At 63.3% G+C, this 14,474-nt stretch carries 16 protein-coding genes and 3 pseudogenes; 7 read left to right on the top strand and 12 right to left on the bottom strand.

Going from position 1 to position 14,474, the window contains the following annotated elements; translation table 11 throughout:
• The first annotated feature begins 117 nt into the window (after nt 1-117).
• Complete coding sequence (locus tag C2U47_RS21645) at nt 118-936, top strand: substrate-binding periplasmic protein (RefSeq protein WP_010674828.1); 819 nt, start codon at nt 118-120, stop codon at nt 934-936.
• A gap of 87 nt (nt 937-1,023) precedes the next feature.
• Here the strand turns inward: C2U47_RS21645 and aroC are convergent, their stop codons facing one another.
• Together aroC and prmB are read right to left on the bottom strand one after the other, a co-directional pair.
• Nucleotides 1,024-2,112: a chorismate synthase gene (gene aroC, locus C2U47_RS21650; RefSeq protein ID WP_010674829.1), complete on the bottom strand. Its 1,089-nt coding sequence runs from the start codon at nt 2,110-2,112 to the stop codon at nt 1,024-1,026.
• 16 nt (nt 2,113-2,128) lie between these two features.
• A complete protein-coding gene (gene prmB, locus C2U47_RS21655; protein ID WP_010674830.1) occupies nt 2,129-3,064 on the bottom strand; it encodes a 50S ribosomal protein L3 N(5)-glutamine methyltransferase in 936 nt (311 codons plus the stop codon).
• 65 nt (nt 3,065-3,129) lie between these two features.
• On the opposite strand from prmB, the gene smrB reads away from it, so the two are divergent.
• Nucleotides 3,130-3,654, top strand: coding sequence for an endonuclease SmrB (gene smrB / locus C2U47_RS21660; RefSeq protein WP_029314568.1), 525 nt, complete (start codon nt 3,130-3,132; stop codon nt 3,652-3,654).
• Nucleotides 3,655-3,740: 86 nt separating this feature from the next.
• Here the strand turns inward: smrB and C2U47_RS21665 are convergent, their stop codons facing one another.
• The 6 genes and pseudogenes from C2U47_RS21665 to C2U47_RS21690 form a co-directional block, all read right to left on the bottom strand.
• The gene (locus tag C2U47_RS21665; protein WP_010674832.1) at nt 3,741-4,151 is read right to left on the bottom strand and encodes an SRPBCC domain-containing protein; all 411 of its coding nucleotides are present in this window, start codon (nt 4,149-4,151) and stop codon (nt 3,741-3,743) included.
• A gap of 46 nt (nt 4,152-4,197) precedes the next feature.
• Nucleotides 4,198-4,425: a DUF4287 domain-containing protein gene (locus C2U47_RS21670; protein ID WP_010674833.1), complete on the bottom strand. Its 228-nt coding sequence runs from the start codon at nt 4,423-4,425 to the stop codon at nt 4,198-4,200.
• A 29-nt stretch (nt 4,426-4,454) separates the two neighbouring features.
• A complete protein-coding gene (locus tag C2U47_RS21675; protein WP_010674834.1) occupies nt 4,455-4,853 on the bottom strand; it encodes a GFA family protein in 399 nt (132 codons plus the stop codon).
• Nucleotides 4,854-5,060: 207 nt separating this feature from the next.
• Nucleotides 5,061-5,426, bottom strand: coding sequence for a VOC family protein (locus C2U47_RS21680; protein WP_010674835.1), 366 nt, complete (start codon nt 5,424-5,426; stop codon nt 5,061-5,063).
• A gap of 122 nt (nt 5,427-5,548) precedes the next feature.
• Nucleotides 5,549-6,981, bottom strand: a pseudogene (locus C2U47_RS23680) (chitinase).
• A gap of 188 nt (nt 6,982-7,169) precedes the next feature.
• Nucleotides 7,170-8,362: pseudogene (locus tag C2U47_RS21690) on the bottom strand (methyltransferase).
• Between the two features lie 179 nt (nt 8,363-8,541).
• Here C2U47_RS21690 and C2U47_RS21695 point away from each other — a divergent pair.
• On the top strand, nt 8,542-9,120 hold the full coding sequence (locus C2U47_RS21695) for a PhnA domain-containing protein (RefSeq protein WP_103261896.1): 579 nt from the start codon (nt 8,542-8,544) through the stop codon (nt 9,118-9,120).
• Nucleotides 9,121-9,464: 344 nt separating this feature from the next.
• Here C2U47_RS21695 and C2U47_RS21705 read toward each other — a convergent pair whose 3' ends face one another.
• Entirely contained in the window at nt 9,465-10,490 is a 1,026-nt protein-coding gene (locus tag C2U47_RS21705; protein ID WP_010674839.1) for a Wadjet anti-phage system protein JetD domain-containing protein, read from the bottom strand.
• Nucleotides 10,491-10,931: 441 nt separating this feature from the next.
• On the opposite strand from C2U47_RS21705, the pseudogene C2U47_RS21710 reads away from it, so the two are divergent.
• The 4 genes and pseudogenes from C2U47_RS21710 to C2U47_RS23440 all read left to right on the top strand — a co-directional run bounded on the left by C2U47_RS21710 (nt 10,932) and on the right by C2U47_RS23440 (nt 12,598).
• Nucleotides 10,932-11,548 (top strand): annotated as a pseudogene (locus C2U47_RS21710) (LysE family translocator).
• Nucleotides 11,549-11,671: 123 nt separating this feature from the next.
• Nucleotides 11,672-11,875, top strand: coding sequence for a hypothetical protein (locus tag C2U47_RS21715; protein ID WP_039040737.1), 204 nt, complete (start codon nt 11,672-11,674; stop codon nt 11,873-11,875).
• Between the two features lie 125 nt (nt 11,876-12,000).
• Complete coding sequence (locus tag C2U47_RS23435; RefSeq protein WP_085943960.1) at nt 12,001-12,228, top strand: hypothetical protein; 228 nt, start codon at nt 12,001-12,003, stop codon at nt 12,226-12,228.
• On the top strand, nt 12,218-12,598 hold the full coding sequence (locus C2U47_RS23440) for a hypothetical protein (protein WP_085943958.1): 381 nt from the start codon (nt 12,218-12,220) through the stop codon (nt 12,596-12,598). Before C2U47_RS23435 ends, C2U47_RS23440 begins: the two co-directional genes overlap by 11 nt.
• Before the next feature lie 56 nt (nt 12,599-12,654).
• Here the strand turns inward: C2U47_RS23440 and C2U47_RS21730 are convergent, their stop codons facing one another.
• The 3 genes from C2U47_RS21730 to C2U47_RS21745 all read right to left on the bottom strand — a co-directional run bounded on the left by C2U47_RS21730 (nt 12,655) and on the right by C2U47_RS21745 (nt 14,463).
• Complete coding sequence (locus C2U47_RS21730; protein WP_103261897.1) at nt 12,655-13,146, bottom strand: SixA phosphatase family protein; 492 nt, start codon at nt 13,144-13,146, stop codon at nt 12,655-12,657.
• Nucleotides 13,147-13,404: 258 nt separating this feature from the next.
• Complete coding sequence (locus C2U47_RS21740; protein ID WP_010674842.1) at nt 13,405-13,713, bottom strand: putative quinol monooxygenase; 309 nt, start codon at nt 13,711-13,713, stop codon at nt 13,405-13,407.
• Nucleotides 13,714-13,977: 264 nt separating this feature from the next.
• On the bottom strand, nt 13,978-14,463 hold the full coding sequence (locus C2U47_RS21745; protein WP_029314570.1) for a GNAT family N-acetyltransferase: 486 nt from the start codon (nt 14,461-14,463) through the stop codon (nt 13,978-13,980).
• Nucleotides 14,464-14,474 lie beyond the last annotated feature (11 nt).

Here is a 14,474-nt window from a genome sequence, read left to right on the forward strand (position 1 = left end):
CCAGCACGGCTGGAAATAGGGACGAAGGCAGGACAAAATGGCCCGAATCGCCGTATGTATCAATGCCCCTGCGCAGCCTGCCGGGGACGGCGCGATACACGGAACAGGAGGTTTTGATTGAAACGGAAGTTCACCCCCACCGCCCGGCGCATGCTGGGCCTCGTCCTGCCCCTGCTCTTCGCCCAGCCCCTCGCCGCCAGGGAGACCCTGTCGGTGGCCTGGAGCCACTGGCCCCCTTTCAGCCAAATCGCTGCCGACGGTACCCTCGGTGGACTGGACGTGACCCTGACCCGCCAGATCCTGGGCAAGGCAGGCGTGGAGCCCGCCTTTCGCAACCTCCCCTGGGCCCGGGCCCTCTACCTCATGGAGCGCCAGCAGCTGGACGTGGCCATGGGCGCCCTGAAAACCCCCGAGCGGGAGCGGTTCGCCCGCTTCTCCGCCCCCTATCGGCGCGCCAGCTTCGTGCTGCTGAGCCAGCGCCCGCAGGCCGGGGAGCCCGAGGGCTGGCGAGAGATCACGGAGCTGGCAACCCTGTGCCAGGCCAAGGGGCTGCGCCTTGGCAAGCTGCGAGGCACCCGCCCCCTGCCGATGAGCGAGGAGTGCCCCGCCCTCGGGCAGGCGAGCGAATACAACAGCGATGACAGGCTGCTCACCCTCTTGCTGGCGCGCCGCCTCGACGGCGTCATCATGGAGTGGCAGTACGCCCGCTACCGGCTCGGCCAGCTCGGGGCGAGCGATGCCATCCAGTGTCAGGTGCTCTTGCACCAGCAGCCGGTGCGCCTGATGTTTGCCAAAGAGGCCGTGAACGAGGACGCGCTCGCCCGCATCGATTCCGCCATCGCCGCCCTGCCCTCACCGGATCCCGCCTTTGCGCCGCCCCGCTGCCGCCTGGACGCAACCCGGCTGTCATCGCTCTCGACGCCATCGGCCCCCTGACGCCGACGCCGGCAAAAAACCATGAAAAAGGCGACCCTGGGGTCGCCTTGTGGTTTTTGGTGATCACTCACCCTGCCTGCAGCATGATCAGCGCAGTTGCGGGGTCTGGGTGTGCACGCCCTGGTTCTGGGCGCGGTGGCGCAGCAGGTGATCCATCAGCACCAGGGCCAGCATGGCCTCGGCGATGGGCACGGCACGGATGCCGACGCAGGGGTCGTGACGACCCTTGGTGATCATCTCGGTGGCCTCACCGCTGGTGGTGATGGTCTTGCCCGGCACCGTGATGCTGGAGGTAGGCTTGAGGGCCATGCTCACCACGATCTCCTGACCCGACGAAATGCCCCCCAGGATGCCCCCCGCATGATTGCTGGCAAAGCCGGCCGGAGTCATCTCGTCCCGATGCTCGGAGCCTTTTTGCTCCACCACCGCGAAGCCGTCACCGATCTCCACCCCCTTCACCGCGTTGATGCCCATCATGGCGTGGGCGATGTCGGCGTCGAGGCGGTCGAACACCGGCTCCCCCAGGCCCACCGGCACATTGCGTGCCACGACACACACCTTGGCCCCCACGCTGTTGCCCTCTTTCTTGAGGGCACGCATGTATTCATCCAGCGCCTCCAGCTTGCCCGCATCGGGGAAGAAGAAGGGGTTCTGCTCGATCTGGCTCTCGTCGAACCCTTCCGCCTTGATGGGGCCGAGCTGGGAGAGAAAACCCACGATCTCGATGCCGTGCACCTGTTTCAGGTACTTCTTGGCGATGGCCCCCGCCGCGACCCGCATGGCGGTCTCGCGGGCCGAGGAGCGGCCGCCGCCACGGTAGTCACGCTGGCCGTACTTCTGGTGATAGGTGTAGTCGGCGTGACCCGGACGGAACAGATCCTTGATCTCGGAGTAGTCCTTGGAGCGCTGATCGGTGTTCTCGATGAGCAGCCCGATGGAGGTGCCCGTGGTCTTGCCCTCGAACACCCCGGAGAGGATCTTCACCTCGTCCGCCTCGCGGCGCTGAGTGGTGTAGCGGGAGGTGCCGGGCTTGCGCCTGTCCAGATCCCCCTGCAAATCGTCTTCGCTTATCTCCAGCCCCGGCGGGCAGCCGTCGACCACGGCGCCCAGCGCCAGACCGTGGCTCTCGCCGAAAGTGGTGACCCGAAAGAGTTGGCCGAAACTGTTCCCTGCCATGAATGCTCCTTGCTGCTTAGTTCTTGTAAATGGCGAAATGGGCCTGGTGCTGCTCGAGCTCTGCGCGGGTCATCACAAAGACGCCGTGGCCGCCGTTTTCGAACTCGACCCAGGTGAAGGGCACCTCGGGGAACTGGGCTTCCAGGTGGATCATGCTGTTGCCCACCTCGACCACCAGCACGCCATCCTCTTTCAGGAAGTCGGCGGCATTGGCCAGCAGACGTTTGGTGAGCTTGAGGCCGTCGGAGCCCGACGCCAGGGCCAGCTCCGGCTCGTGGCGAAACTCCTCCGGCAGATCCGACATGTCCTCGGAGTCAACATAGGGCGGGTTGGAGACGATGAGATCGTACTTGTCACCGGCCGGCAGATCCCGGAACAGATCGGAGCGAATGGGGATAACCTGCTGCTCCAGTCCGTGATCGTTGATGTTGCGCTCGGCCACGTTGAGGGCATCGACGCTGATGTCGATGGCATCCACTTCCGCATGGGGGAACTCGTGGGCCATGATGATGGCGATGCAGCCGGAGCCGGTGCACAAGTCCATGATCCGGGTCGGTTCGTCTTTCAGGAAGGGGGCGAAGCGGTTGGCCACCATCTCGGCGATGGGGGAGCGCGGAATGAGCACCCGTTCGTCCACGTAGAATTCCCAGCCCGCATACCAGGCCTTGTTGGTCAGGTAAGGCGCCGGAATGCGCTCCTGCACGCGGCGGATGATGAGCTCGGCGATGCGGTGGCGCTCGCTGGTGGTCAGGCGGGAGTGGCGCATGCCCGGATCCACGTCCGGCGGCAGATGTAACGCGGGCAGCACCAGTTGCACGGCCTCATCCCAGGCGTTGTCGGTACCATGTCCGTAGAAGATCCCGGCGTCGTTGAAACGACTCATGGCCCAGCGCAACATGTCCTGGATGGTGTGCATTTCGGCAACCACCTCATCGATAAATATCTTGTCCAAATCCACCTCCAAGTCGAGTAATATCCGGCCCGAGAATTTTATACAGCGAGCAAGACGAGTACCTGATGAAAAATACGCCCTCACTCACAGACGAGGAAAGCCTGCTGTTTCGTGATGCTGTCAAAGGTACCCGGAAAATTAAGCAAGATACCATAAGGGCCTCCTCAAACCCGGTCAAGCAGAAACGCGAAGTGCGCGAGAGCCGCGAAAAGCTTGGGGTTGACTACTTTTTCAGCGACGAGTACCAGCCCCATCTCGAGGCGGACGGGCCGACCCGTTACGTGCGCGACGACGTGTCAAAATTCGAGCTGAAAAAGCTCAAGCGCGGCAGCTACCCGCCGGAGATTTATCTGGATCTGCACGGCATGAACCAGCACCAAGCCAAGCAGGAGCTGGCGGCCCTGCTCACCCTGTGCCGAAAAGAGAACATCCACGTCGCCTCGGTGATGCACGGCATCGGCAAGCACATCCTCAAGCAGCGCATCCCGAGCTGGCTGGCCCAGCACCCCGCTGTGCGCGCCTTTCACCAGGCGCCGCGGGAGTGGGGGGGCGAGAGCGCCATCCTGGTGCTGCTGGACATCGCGGAGTGACCCCCTGCCCCGCCTTGCCCCGGACGAACGCCATAAAAAAACCACCGCCAGCTTGCGGTGGTTTTTTTATTGGCACCCCGCAGGGGTCAGCCGGCGGCCTCCATATGGCGCTTAAAGTTATCCAGGATGCTCTGCCACCCCGCCCGCTGCTGTTCGCCGCTGTGCAGGGACTCGGCATCGAACCGCTCCTCCACCCGGGTGCCCCCCTGTTCTGCCACGAACCGCACGCTCACCTCGCGGCCATCGGCCATGACGTAGCCGAGCCCCGTCGGCGCCGTGACCTCGGTGAAGGTCCCCTCGAAATCGAACCCCGTGCTGCCATCCCGCGCCGCCATGTGGTGGCAAAAACGCCCACCCACCCGCAGGTCCACCCGGCTTTGGGGGCAGTGCCACTGCGGGGAAGCGGCGTTCCACGCCATGATGCTGGCGGGGGTGTTCCAGCCCCGCCACACATCGGCAATCGGCCTGGCAACCCAGACGCTGACGCTTATCTTCATCTCTCTGCTCCTCTGGCTTTCCTGCACGTTTTGCACTGTGGCACTGTCATGCCACGCCGGGCGCATCGGGCTGCGCCAAAAAGTGTGCCACCAGGGCATTGGCATGGCCGTGACCCATGGCGTGTTCGTCCTTGAGCCAGGCCACCAGGGCCATGTGTTTGCGCTCCTCCCGCCCCGCCAGCAGGGTCAGCCAGTGGACGATGGGGTGGCCGTATTTCTGCTCGATGGCGGGAAAATAGGAGGCAGGCCCCTTCACCTTCGGTTGTTCATCCATGATGGCTTCTCCTCGGGGTGATTACAGGCTCAGGGTTTGGGGGCGAACTGCTCGAACACCTGCTGCCCGGTCAGGGTCGGGGTGTCGTTCTTGAGGGCATAGAAGTCGGGCTTCTCGTCGATGAAGATCTGCCCGGTGAGCTCGAACCCCTGATCCTGAAACAGGCCGGCGGAGAGGATGTACTCGTCCGTCGGCAACAGATGGTAGAAAAGATGGGTGCCGCAGGTGGGGCAGAATCCGCGCTCCGCCCACTCCGACGAGCGGTAGGCCACCGGGGTCATCCCGGTGAACCGTACGCCCTTGCCCCCGTGCACCGCGAACATGGGCCCCCCTGACCAGCGCCGGCACATGGCGCAGTGACACAGGTTGACCTCCTTGTGATCGCCGCTCGACACGGTGATCCCGCCACACAGACAATGTCCTTCCATGATGCCTCCTGAGAGTTGGGGCGACAGACCGGGCGAACGGGTGCTCGCCTTCTTGCCGCACCAGATGAAGTAGCACGGGATCCGGGGGGCGGCAACTGACCATTCCGGGGCCTCACCGCGGGTCTGAGACTCCCGGAGCGGGAAAATCCCCCTCTTTATTCATCGCGTGAATGACTCAACATATCCCATGCACCGGATAAATAATGGTCAGGTTCCCTCCTGCAAGGCGATGCGATTCCCCTCGCAATCCCGACACTCCGCCACCCCGAGGCCCTCCCCGACCCGGGTGACGGGATAGAGACAGGCCCCGCCCGATGCCAGTGCCCGGGCCATGGTCCCCTCGATGTCAGGCACCCGCAGATAGATCCGGGTGCCATCCAGGCTCGGCACATAGCTCTCCCCCTTCGCCAGGGCGCCGGAGCAGCCCGCCGTGCCACTTTCCAGGGGAAAGAGGGCCATCTCGTTGCCATCGATCTGCACCCGCTCCAGCACCGTCTCGAAGACCCCCTCATAGAAGCGGATGGCTCTCTCCAGATCCTGTACCGGAATTTCAAAATGAATGGCGATGTTCATGGTCATCCTCCCTCGGTGTGAATCCGCAGGCTATCAGTGCCAAAAGAGGCGCAGCAAGCCAGCGCGGCGATCAACAAGGGAGGCGCGCGGCCTCCCCGGAGTGCTTGCGCTTGTACTGACTCTCAGGTTACCGGTGCCCAGGGATCCCCCTTGCCCGGCTCGTTGCCCTGGGTCCACCACTTGGCCTGATAGATGACCCCCTTGTGGCTCACCTTGTTGCCCGCGGTGTAGACCTTGCTTGCCTCCCAGGCCGGTACCCCGTCCACCGGCGGCGTGCCGGGGTCGACCGGGGCCGGATCCAGCGCGGCCACCACCCGTACCTTGGGCCAGCTGGCGTGGGAGCCGTAGAAGTTGGTCACGCACTTCTCGTAATCCCCCGGCACCAGGGCCGAATAGGCGGTCTGGTACCCCACCAGATCGCACTCGAAGGAGTAGCCGCCGGGTCTGTCCGGGTAGTATTTCCAGTTGCCGTCCCAGTTGGTGTAGAGCACGTCGGTGGCGCCGTTGAGGTTGAGGCTGCCATAGGGGGTCTGCTGCCAGCAGGTGTTCTTCTCGTCCGCCAGCAGCGGGATCCCGTAGTGGGCCGCGAGCCCCTCCCAGTAGCGGATGCGGTTGACCGGCTGGCCCTTGTTCTTGTTCTGCTCGCCGCACTCGATGCCACCGTTGATGATGTTGATGGTGGTGCCAAAGCCGTAGCCGATGCCCGCCGCCAGCTCACGCTGGGAGGGCACCCAGGTCCGGTCGATGACGTGCAGCATGGCGGGTTTGGGAGCCTGGGGCGTCAGGAAGAACCAGATGGCGGAGGCGAGGTTGAGCCAGGAGTCCGCCACCAGCCCGGGGTTGTTGAGGAGCACAGAGGCGTCGCCGTCGAACATGGCCTCGGAGAAGGCGCCGTAGTTGAAGTGGTAGGAGAGCTGCTTGGCGCCGCGACCGAAATAGCCCTGACCGGTGCTGCAGGGCCAGCGCCGGTTCTGCCAGTCACTCTGGCCACACCCCGTGGTGTAGCCGGTCTGCCCCTCAGACCAGCCCATCTCCCGCACGTGCACCACTCTTCCAGCCCCAGGGGGTTGTCGGAGACATTCTCCTTGGCAATGTGGCCGCCGGTCTCCTGGGCAAAGTGGGCGAAGGCGGTGATGATGGACTTCTTGCAGATGGCGTCCGCATTGCGCCCGTCCGTGTAGTCGCCGCAGAAGGCGGGGAACTTGCCCACCGCCCGCAGGAAGCGCTCGTAGGTGTACTCCGGGGCGGCCATCTGGGTCAGGAACTCCCAGTCCGATTCGGTGAAGACCCGCTCGACCCGCTTGACGTTGTCCGGGTTGCCGGGGGCGCGGGCTACGATGGCCTCCACCACCGAATTGGGCCGGGTGGCCAGGGCGTGGGACCAGATCCCGTACATGGGGTTGGCGGTCTTGGCCTGGGCCGCACTGGCAAGATCCGCCGCCGCCATCACATAGCCGCCGCTGTTCTGGGGATCGGGCTGGATTGTCATGGCGCTCTGGCCGGGCAGTGCCCAGACGAGGGCAACCAGGCAGGCGGTGCGCGTGAGCATGAACATGGGTAACCATCCTTGTCTTGAAAATGTCAGGGCGAGCATAGGCATCCTGGCAACTAAATTCACGACAAGAATTAAGTATTTGGCGAAATTGTGAGCCACGCCTCCCTGCACTCAGATGGCGCTCGTTTGCAGGGGGATCCAGCCCCTGGCCTTGTTGGCGCAGCCATCCGACCTGTGCGGACGCTTGCTCAGATCCCCCCTGCGCGCACCGCCCGGATCAGCAGGTTGCGCGGGGTCATGGGTTTGGGGCAGAAGGTGCCCACCTCCACCCGGTAGCCCTGCTCCTCGAGGAAAAGGGCGCGATCGAGCAGCAGCCAGATTTCCAGGGGGCGGCGAAACAGGTGGCGCACCAGCTCCATGCGGGCGACATCGCCAAAGCGCCGCTCCCCCTGTGCCAGCAAGGCGGCGTAGTCGAGCCCCGCGGGCAAGCCCATCCCCTTGCGTTCGGCGGCCCAGTGGCAGAAATCCTCGAAGTCCCCGGTCAGCAGGCTCTTTTGCAGGTTGGGCACCGGCAGGTACTCATCCACCCCGCGCACCTGGCGCTGCAGGCAGTCAAAGGCGAGGCGCCACACCACCTCCCGCTCCCGCAACCGGGCGATGCGGGCGCCGCCGGTCACCGTCTCCTGCAGCGGCAGCTTCAGATCGCTCTTGCCAAGGCGCAGGGCACTGGCCCTGGCGGCCCGGGAGAGGGGCGCATAGTGCTCTCCTCTGATGAGGTGGTAGCAACACGGGGAGAGGGTCACCCCCTGGGCACGCCCCTCGGCCACCCGCGTCAGCAGATGGGTGTGCAGATCGCCGCAGGCATGGAGCGCCATGGCGTGATGGTGCGGGGCGATGAGGGCCCCGGACTCGGTGGCAAAGGCATCCGCCTCCACGAACCGCATGTTGGCGCCGTCGCGCGCGGCGAGCCGCCGCCCCTCCTCGCAGAGCGCCCCCTGCCACTCCAGGCTCAGGATCTCCGCGCCACGGTGCAGCGACACCAGGCGCCCCAGATGCCCCTTGCCGGCGCACCACTCCAGATAGGGACCTTGGTGGGGGGCAGGCAGCCGGTGAAGGCCTCTATCTGCCCCTGCTTGCGTCCCGGCATGTACATCGCCATGGTCCTGGCGCACTGGACGGGCTCTGGGGCGAAAGGGGCAAGCTCGCCGAGGGCCTGCAACTCGGCCCCCGCCGGGATCCAGGGGGCGAGCAGGGTGCAGAGCGCATCCATGTCCCCGTCGAGGTGCGCTATCTCGTCAAGGGTCAGGGCTGCCAGGCACTTCGCAAGGGCTGGCGCCTCGCGGGCAAAGGCGATCCCCAAATGGTGATAGGGCTGGTATTGCCACCAGCGTCGCTCGGCGGTGAGCAAGCAGTCCAGTTGTCGAAAACGGTGGGCCAGCACGGTGAACCTGTCCTTTGGCGCAAAAAGGGAGGCTCATTCTAGCGATCTGCCGTCAAAAAGCACTCGCCTGTGCGCCGCTGGTAGCCTGACAAAAAGCAGGGATTTGTGCTATATTCCGCCCCCTCATTCGCGCAGCCCGCCACGGCGAGCCGCTTTACCCCTATAAACGGAACCCAATCATGACCATCAATGCCATCCTGCAAGCCCGTGCAAATGCCAAATGCGAGCTGTGTGGCGCAGAACATGCGCTGACTGCCTTCCCGGTGCCGCACTCCCCCGCCAGTGACGACGACCAAAGCGTGGTCCTCTGCGCCACCTGCCGCGGCCAGCTGGAGCAGCCGGACACCACGGAGGTGAACCACTGGCGCTGTCTGGGTGACAGCATGTGGAGCCAGGTGCCGGCGGTGCAGGTGATGGCCTGGCGCCAGTTGAAGGCCCTCGTCGCCCGGGGCGAGCTCTGGGCCCAGGACATGCTGGACATGATGTACATGGAAGACGAAGTCAAGGCCTGGGCAGACGCCGGCGTGACCAGCGACGATGACGACAGCGTACCGACCGTCGACTCCAATGGCGCCGTGCTGGTGGAAGGGGACTCAGTCACCCTGATCAAGGATCTGGACGTCAAGGGCGCCGGCTTCACCGCCAAGCGCGGCACCCTGGTCAAGGGCATTCGCCTGACCAACAACCCGCTGCACATCGAGGGCAAGGTCAACGGCATGCAGATCGTGCTGGTGGCCGCCTACCTGAAGAAGGCCTGATACTGACCCCTTCAAGCCAGAAGCGCCCCCCGGGGGCACTTTTTTGTTGCCTCTGTTTCCTGCCGTTCGGGTGGCATCCGGGGGAAACTGGACTATCCTGCAAACCAGTTCCGCGGTATGCCCCCTCCCCTGGCCGCCAGTGCGCCAACGGAGAGGGCCTTCCCGGCACGCATGGAAAGACCCCGGGCACCCTGATCCCCATGGCGCCCACGAGACAAGGAGCCGCCCCATGGCCAGCAAGAAAGAGATCAAAAAGAAGATCGCCGCCCGCCAGGCGAAAATCGCCAAGCACGAAGGCAAGATCAAAAAGCTGAAAAAAGCCCTGAAATAGGGGCTGACAACCATTAAAACCGCCTGATGGCGGTTTTTTCATTACTGCGTTGGCCGCAAGGCGCGTCGAGTGGCCATGACTGCCAACCTCCGGCTAGCACCAATACTTCCTGTTCCAACCACAATCCCTTTTCGATCAGATATATAAGGACCTCTTCCAGTTGCTTGCCATGCTCACTCACCACGGGTACCTCCTCCCATGGGATCTTGCCTCTGCTGATCGGTTGCCCCTCCAGACGGCGGATCAGAGTGCGGGCATAGTGATGAACATAGGCCATCAAGGTGTCGGGTAGCCAAAGAGCCAACGGACGACGAAGGGCATGGGCCAGCTCGTTAGCGATATCCAATCCGCGCTGATCCAAATCGCCAAAATGGGCCCAGGGTACGGCAGCCGGCAACAGCGGGAATACCTGACGTGCCAACTTGGTATTGCGGCCAGGCACATAGAGCAACAACTCCCCCACTTGCAGCGGGTAATCCACGAAAGCTCCCTTGTTCTCCACCGTGACCAGTTGCCGCCCCTGCCACTCAATGCCATGTAACTTACTCAAGCAGCGCTCCGGTAAGACCAGCTCTCCCAATAGTGCCAGTTGCGCCCTCATGTCGTAGCGCAGTCCGTCCTTGCCGATGAGTGACAGCGGGCTCAGCGTGCGAAGTCGAATCACTTCATCCTGTGTCAGCGTGATGTCGATAGCATCATTATCTGGATCTATCCCGCTCTTGCTGTCCCCATGCCAGAGGGCATGAAAACTGGCCTGGTTTAGATGTGCGGGCAGGTCCACCCCGAGAGCCCGTATCGTGTCACGCCTGTCCGGCATCACTGGTGCAACCTGTGCCAGCTGTGCTGCGAGATAATTCCTTCCAGCATCGGTCAACACATGACGAGCCCCTCGTCCCACTGGCTTGACTCCACCCACAGCCTGCAGGAGATCTCTCAACTCGCGGCCATGCTTGCTATCGAGTGAATATCCCTGGTTATTAGTGTCTGCCAGCAAGCGGGCACAGAGATCCTGCACTCGACGCTCATCAAAAAGTGACATCCTCCCCCCTCATTCATTGCGGTTCCATATGGCCAAGTAGAGGGGATCTTTCTGTCCACAACCGTGACCTGTCTCGCACCAAAGGAAGATCGCTCTTTCAAACCGTCACCCGTCCACAAGCTCGTGGCAGGATGGTCAGCGCTTACGATTGGCAATCCATCGACATCGGTGAAATCAGTATGCTGCGACGCCATAGGTTAACCGGTGAGAAAAAAGACAGCTTATCTGCGGTTTTAACACATCATAAAAAACTGCCTTCATGCGATTTTTTTATACATATCCTTGCCTATTTCATTTCCAGCCGCAGACCATGCTGCACCTGATTGCTCTCGCCTGGATCCTCTTCGGGGCCGGGAGAGACGCCGCTGGACGACTCGTCAAAGAGGCTGGCATCATGCCAGCTTTGACGCCAAGGATCTGCTCATGAACCCCAATACCTGGATGCTGTTTGCGCTGGCCTATCTGCTGGCGACCCTGACCCCTGGCCCCAATGTGCTGCTGGTGGTCAAGAACGGTCTGCAACACGGCTGGCGCGCCGCCCTTGTCAGTATCCTCGGCAACCTGGGGTGCCAGGCCATCCTCATCGGTCTGGTCGCCATGGGGGTGGGGGCCCTGCTGCAAACCCTGCCTCCCCTCTTTGTCGCCCTCAAGCTGGCGGGGGTGGCTACCTGGTGTATCTGGGCTACAAGGCGCTGCGCGCGGCCAATACCAGTGCCCAAGGGCTCTCTCCCTCCACCGCGCGGGGACGCACCAGAACCACCCTCTCCTTGTTGCGAGAAGCCTTTCTGGTCTCCGCCAGCAACCCCAAGACCATCGTCTTCCTCTGCGCCCTGCTGCCCCAGTTCCTCGATCACCAGAGTCCGCTGACGCTGCAGTTCATCACCATGTACCTGACCATCTGCGCCATCGTCAGCCTGGTGCATCTGTGCTATGTCGCCCTGGCCAGGCGCGCCGGTCGCTACTTCAAGCCAGGTCGCGGCGAGCGCCTCGTTGGCCGCATCACCGGCGGGCTCTTCATCACCCTGGGCGGCGCCATCCTGCTCAGTGGTCGTCCCTGATCCCTGTGCCTCACCGCTGCTGACATTATCTGCACCATCGGCGCCGCTTGGGCGCCGCGGATCCCGGCTACCGGGGCTAGAGTTGTAGGCGTGTCTGTATATGAGCCTGCGGTGGAGCGCCATATGTATTCCTACACCCTCACCTTCCGGGAGGAGGCCGACAAGCTGACGGCCCCCGAACACGAGATCCGCTTGCAAAGCCCGGCACAGGCCGGTGATTTCATCATTCTCTCCGATGGCAGTCGCCATCAGGTGATGTTCGTCACCCACCGCGCCCACTACAGCAGCCTCTACCTCGACAAGGGGGTCCGCATCCCCCAGAGCTGACGCAGACATCGTCTTTCGCTCCCTCCTGCTTGCTATGGTGAGAGAGGGCTTCATCTCGCCAGCGCAAGCCCCTTGCCGCCCAGGGAGCAGCAAGCCCGAATGACCCATTGCCAGAGGTATTGATCATGTTCAGACAGACCGCGCTCATCCTGACCCTCACCCTGTTGGGCAGCGCCCAGGTTCACGCCATCAACCACAAATACGCCGAGCAGCTGGAACGCTCCGGCTGCACCCAGGTGACCGAAGCCCAGGGCTGCGATATTCACAAGAGCAAGGCGGAAAACGCCAAGGCAGGATTTGGCACCGCCGCCACGGCCAACGAAGGCGGATTGAACATGAGCTATGAGCTATGAGCAGAAGCTGGAGCGCTCAGGCTGTACCCAGGTGAGCGAACTCAGCGGCTGTGACATCAACATGAGCAAGGCCGAGAACGCCGCCGCCGGATTTGGCGCCGCCCCCGCAGCGGCCAGCGCCAGCCCCTACACCGGCAACTGGGTCGCCACCTTCCCCGAGACGGGCGCCACGGTCGCGAACATCCGCATCGATGACAAGGATCAGGTGTGGGTCAACGACAAGCAGGTCAGTGCCAGGAAATCCGACGGCGCCCTGGTGTTCAAGGAGGGCATGGTCATCTACACCATCCAGGGGGATCGCCGCCTCAAGGGAGAAGATGGCTGGGTCGACAACGACGCGGGCACCAAGGGGCCCATCGCGGCCAAATGACCCCGTCACCATCACGACAAGGGGAGCCGCGGCTCCCCTTGTCGTTTCTGCCCCCCCTACCTCTTCTTCGGAAAGTCCAGCACGGCCACCACCGGCGAGCAGGACGGGAGCGCCGACCAGGAGGGGGCGTCGAAGATGAAGCGGGCGAGGGCGCAGGTCGGCATGCGAGTGATACCGGAGGAAAAGCCATGAGCCAGGTCGGTGAAGGCAGGATCATGACCCACCAGCAGCACGCAGGCGAGATCATCTGAAAGCGCCCCCACCACCCCGAGAAGGGTCCCGGCATCGCTCTCGTAGAGGCCCTCGTCGATGGCGATGTGGTTCGGGGAATAACCCAGCTCTGCGGCAAGCAGCCGGGCGGTCGTCAGGGCCCGGCAGGCGGGGCTCGAGAGGATGAGATCGGGCTTCACCCCCAGGCACGCCAGGCGAGCCCCCATCAGGGGCGCATCGCGCAGCCCGCGCGCCGCCAGCGAACGAGCGCGGTCAGACAAAGACGCGTCCTCCCAGCTCGACTTGCCATGGCGTACCAGGATCAGGGTTCTTCTCATGACGCACTCCCTGGTTGATCAGAGCGACAGGCAGCCCCTCAGACCACCCCCCATTTGCCAGCATGAAGGGGCAGCAGCACAGTGGCGCAGATGAGGGTCCAGCCGGTCAGGTGGAGGAAGGACTCCCCCGGTAGCAGCGCTTGATCAGGATGGGGTTGAGGGCCATGGCCACGCAGCCGAGCAGGTAGATGCGATTGCCGGGAGCGAGGCTGAAGGAAAAAAGCCCGATGAGGGGATCATCGGGCTCTGCGGCAAGGATCAGGGACTCACTTCTTCCATGAAAACAAGCCGAAGGGGTTCGGCCAGCAGTTCGTCCGCCTGGCGAGCGAAAGCCTGGAAATACGCGGTCTCACAGTGGGCATCCAGGGCGGCCTGACTCACGAAGGCTTCCCGCATGTAGAAGGTGCCGGGTTCATCCTTCAACTCGAACAGCACGTAATCGAGGTTGCCCGGCTCCTGGCGAGTGGGACCAATCAAGGTAAGCAGGGCATCGCGAAGACGCTCTCCCATGCCGTCACGGGCCTTGAGCACCGCGATCGATACCAGTTTGTCTGTCTCTTTTTTCATCCAGTTATCTCCGTTGTACATCGTCAACACGCCAGAGAGTGCAACCTGGACAGCTATTTATACTGCCGGATGCGCCTCCATCAGACGTTGCCCAGTGTAGGCAGGACGGTGGGGGCCATATAGGGGGGCAGAATGAACACTGTGTTCAACGGGGTGGATAACCACACCGTGCACGGAGGAACAAACGAGCGGGAGGGATCATGGCGCAAAGGGTGGCAACGGGACCCGCCAGGAGGCGGCACGGCTTGCTGCCCCTGGTCCAGGCTAAGGGCCTGCAGACCAACGTTCAACGTCAAGGCAATAGGTGGTGAAAGGGTGTTCGCCCAGGCGCGTTTTCCTCACCCAGATGGCCCGTCTGGCGAGGGATCGATAAGGCTGGCGGGTATCCAGCAAGTGAAAGAGGATCGTCCGATGGCCAAGCTCCCTCGCCCACCCCATCATCTCGTTGAAAATCGCCACGCCGCTTCCCCAGCCGGCCTTGGCGAGCACGATGGCAAGCTCCACCCCCTCGTCATCAGGCTGGATGCCGCACCACCCCGCCAGGGTGCCGTCGAGGAAGATGGCGCGCACGCGGCAACCTGGCCGGGCGTCGACTCCCAGCTTGTACGCCATCCAGTCGCGCACCCCGGCCACTTCGAAAAGCGGGTGAGGGATCAGGTGCTTTCGCAGCGTCTCGTCGTTGAGCAGCGGCAGAAAATCCTCTGCCCTGACAGCAGAAAAGGGGCTGAACACCATGGAGGTCTCTCTCATTGCCCGAAGAG

This window comes from Aeromonas sp. ASNIH7 (assembly GCF_002903485.1).
GTDB classification, from domain to species: Bacteria; Pseudomonadota; Gammaproteobacteria; order Enterobacterales; family Aeromonadaceae; genus Aeromonas; species Aeromonas caviae.

Coding starts and splice junctions, on each gene's coding strand:
- aroC (WP_010674829.1), bottom strand. CDS start 2,112: ATGGCAGGGAACAGTTTCGGCCAACTCTTTCGGGTCACCACTTTCGGC.
- smrB (WP_029314568.1), top strand. CDS start 3,130: ATGAAAAATACGCCCTCACTCACAGACGAGGAAAGCCTGCTGTTTCGT.
- C2U47_RS21665 (WP_010674832.1), bottom strand. CDS start 4,151: ATGAAGATAAGCGTCAGCGTCTGGGTTGCCAGGCCGATTGCCGATGTG.
- C2U47_RS21670 (WP_010674833.1), bottom strand. CDS start 4,425: ATGGATGAACAACCGAAGGTGAAGGGGCCTGCCTCCTATTTTCCCGCC.
- C2U47_RS21675 (WP_010674834.1), bottom strand. CDS start 4,853: ATGGAAGGACATTGTCTGTGTGGCGGGATCACCGTGTCGAGCGGCGAT.
- C2U47_RS21680 (WP_010674835.1), bottom strand. CDS start 5,426: ATGAACATCGCCATTCATTTTGAAATTCCGGTACAGGATCTGGAGAGA.
- C2U47_RS21695 (WP_103261896.1), top strand. CDS start 8,542: ATGACCATCAATGCCATCCTGCAAGCCCGTGCAAATGCCAAATGCGAG.
- C2U47_RS21705 (WP_010674839.1), bottom strand. CDS start 10,490: ATGTCACTTTTTGATGAGCGTCGAGTGCAGGATCTCTGTGCCCGCTTG.
- C2U47_RS21715 (WP_039040737.1), top strand. CDS start 11,672: ATGTATTCCTACACCCTCACCTTCCGGGAGGAGGCCGACAAGCTGACG.
- C2U47_RS23435 (WP_085943960.1), top strand. CDS start 12,001: ATGTTCAGACAGACCGCGCTCATCCTGACCCTCACCCTGTTGGGCAGC.
- C2U47_RS23440 (WP_085943958.1), top strand. CDS start 12,218: ATGAGCTATGAGCAGAAGCTGGAGCGCTCAGGCTGTACCCAGGTGAGC.
- C2U47_RS21730 (WP_103261897.1), bottom strand. CDS start 13,146: ATGAGAAGAACCCTGATCCTGGTACGCCATGGCAAGTCGAGCTGGGAG.
- C2U47_RS21740 (WP_010674842.1), bottom strand. CDS start 13,713: ATGAAAAAAGAGACAGACAAACTGGTATCGATCGCGGTGCTCAAGGCC.
- C2U47_RS21745 (WP_029314570.1), bottom strand. CDS start 14,463: ATGAGAGAGACCTCCATGGTGTTCAGCCCCTTTTCTGCTGTCAGGGCA.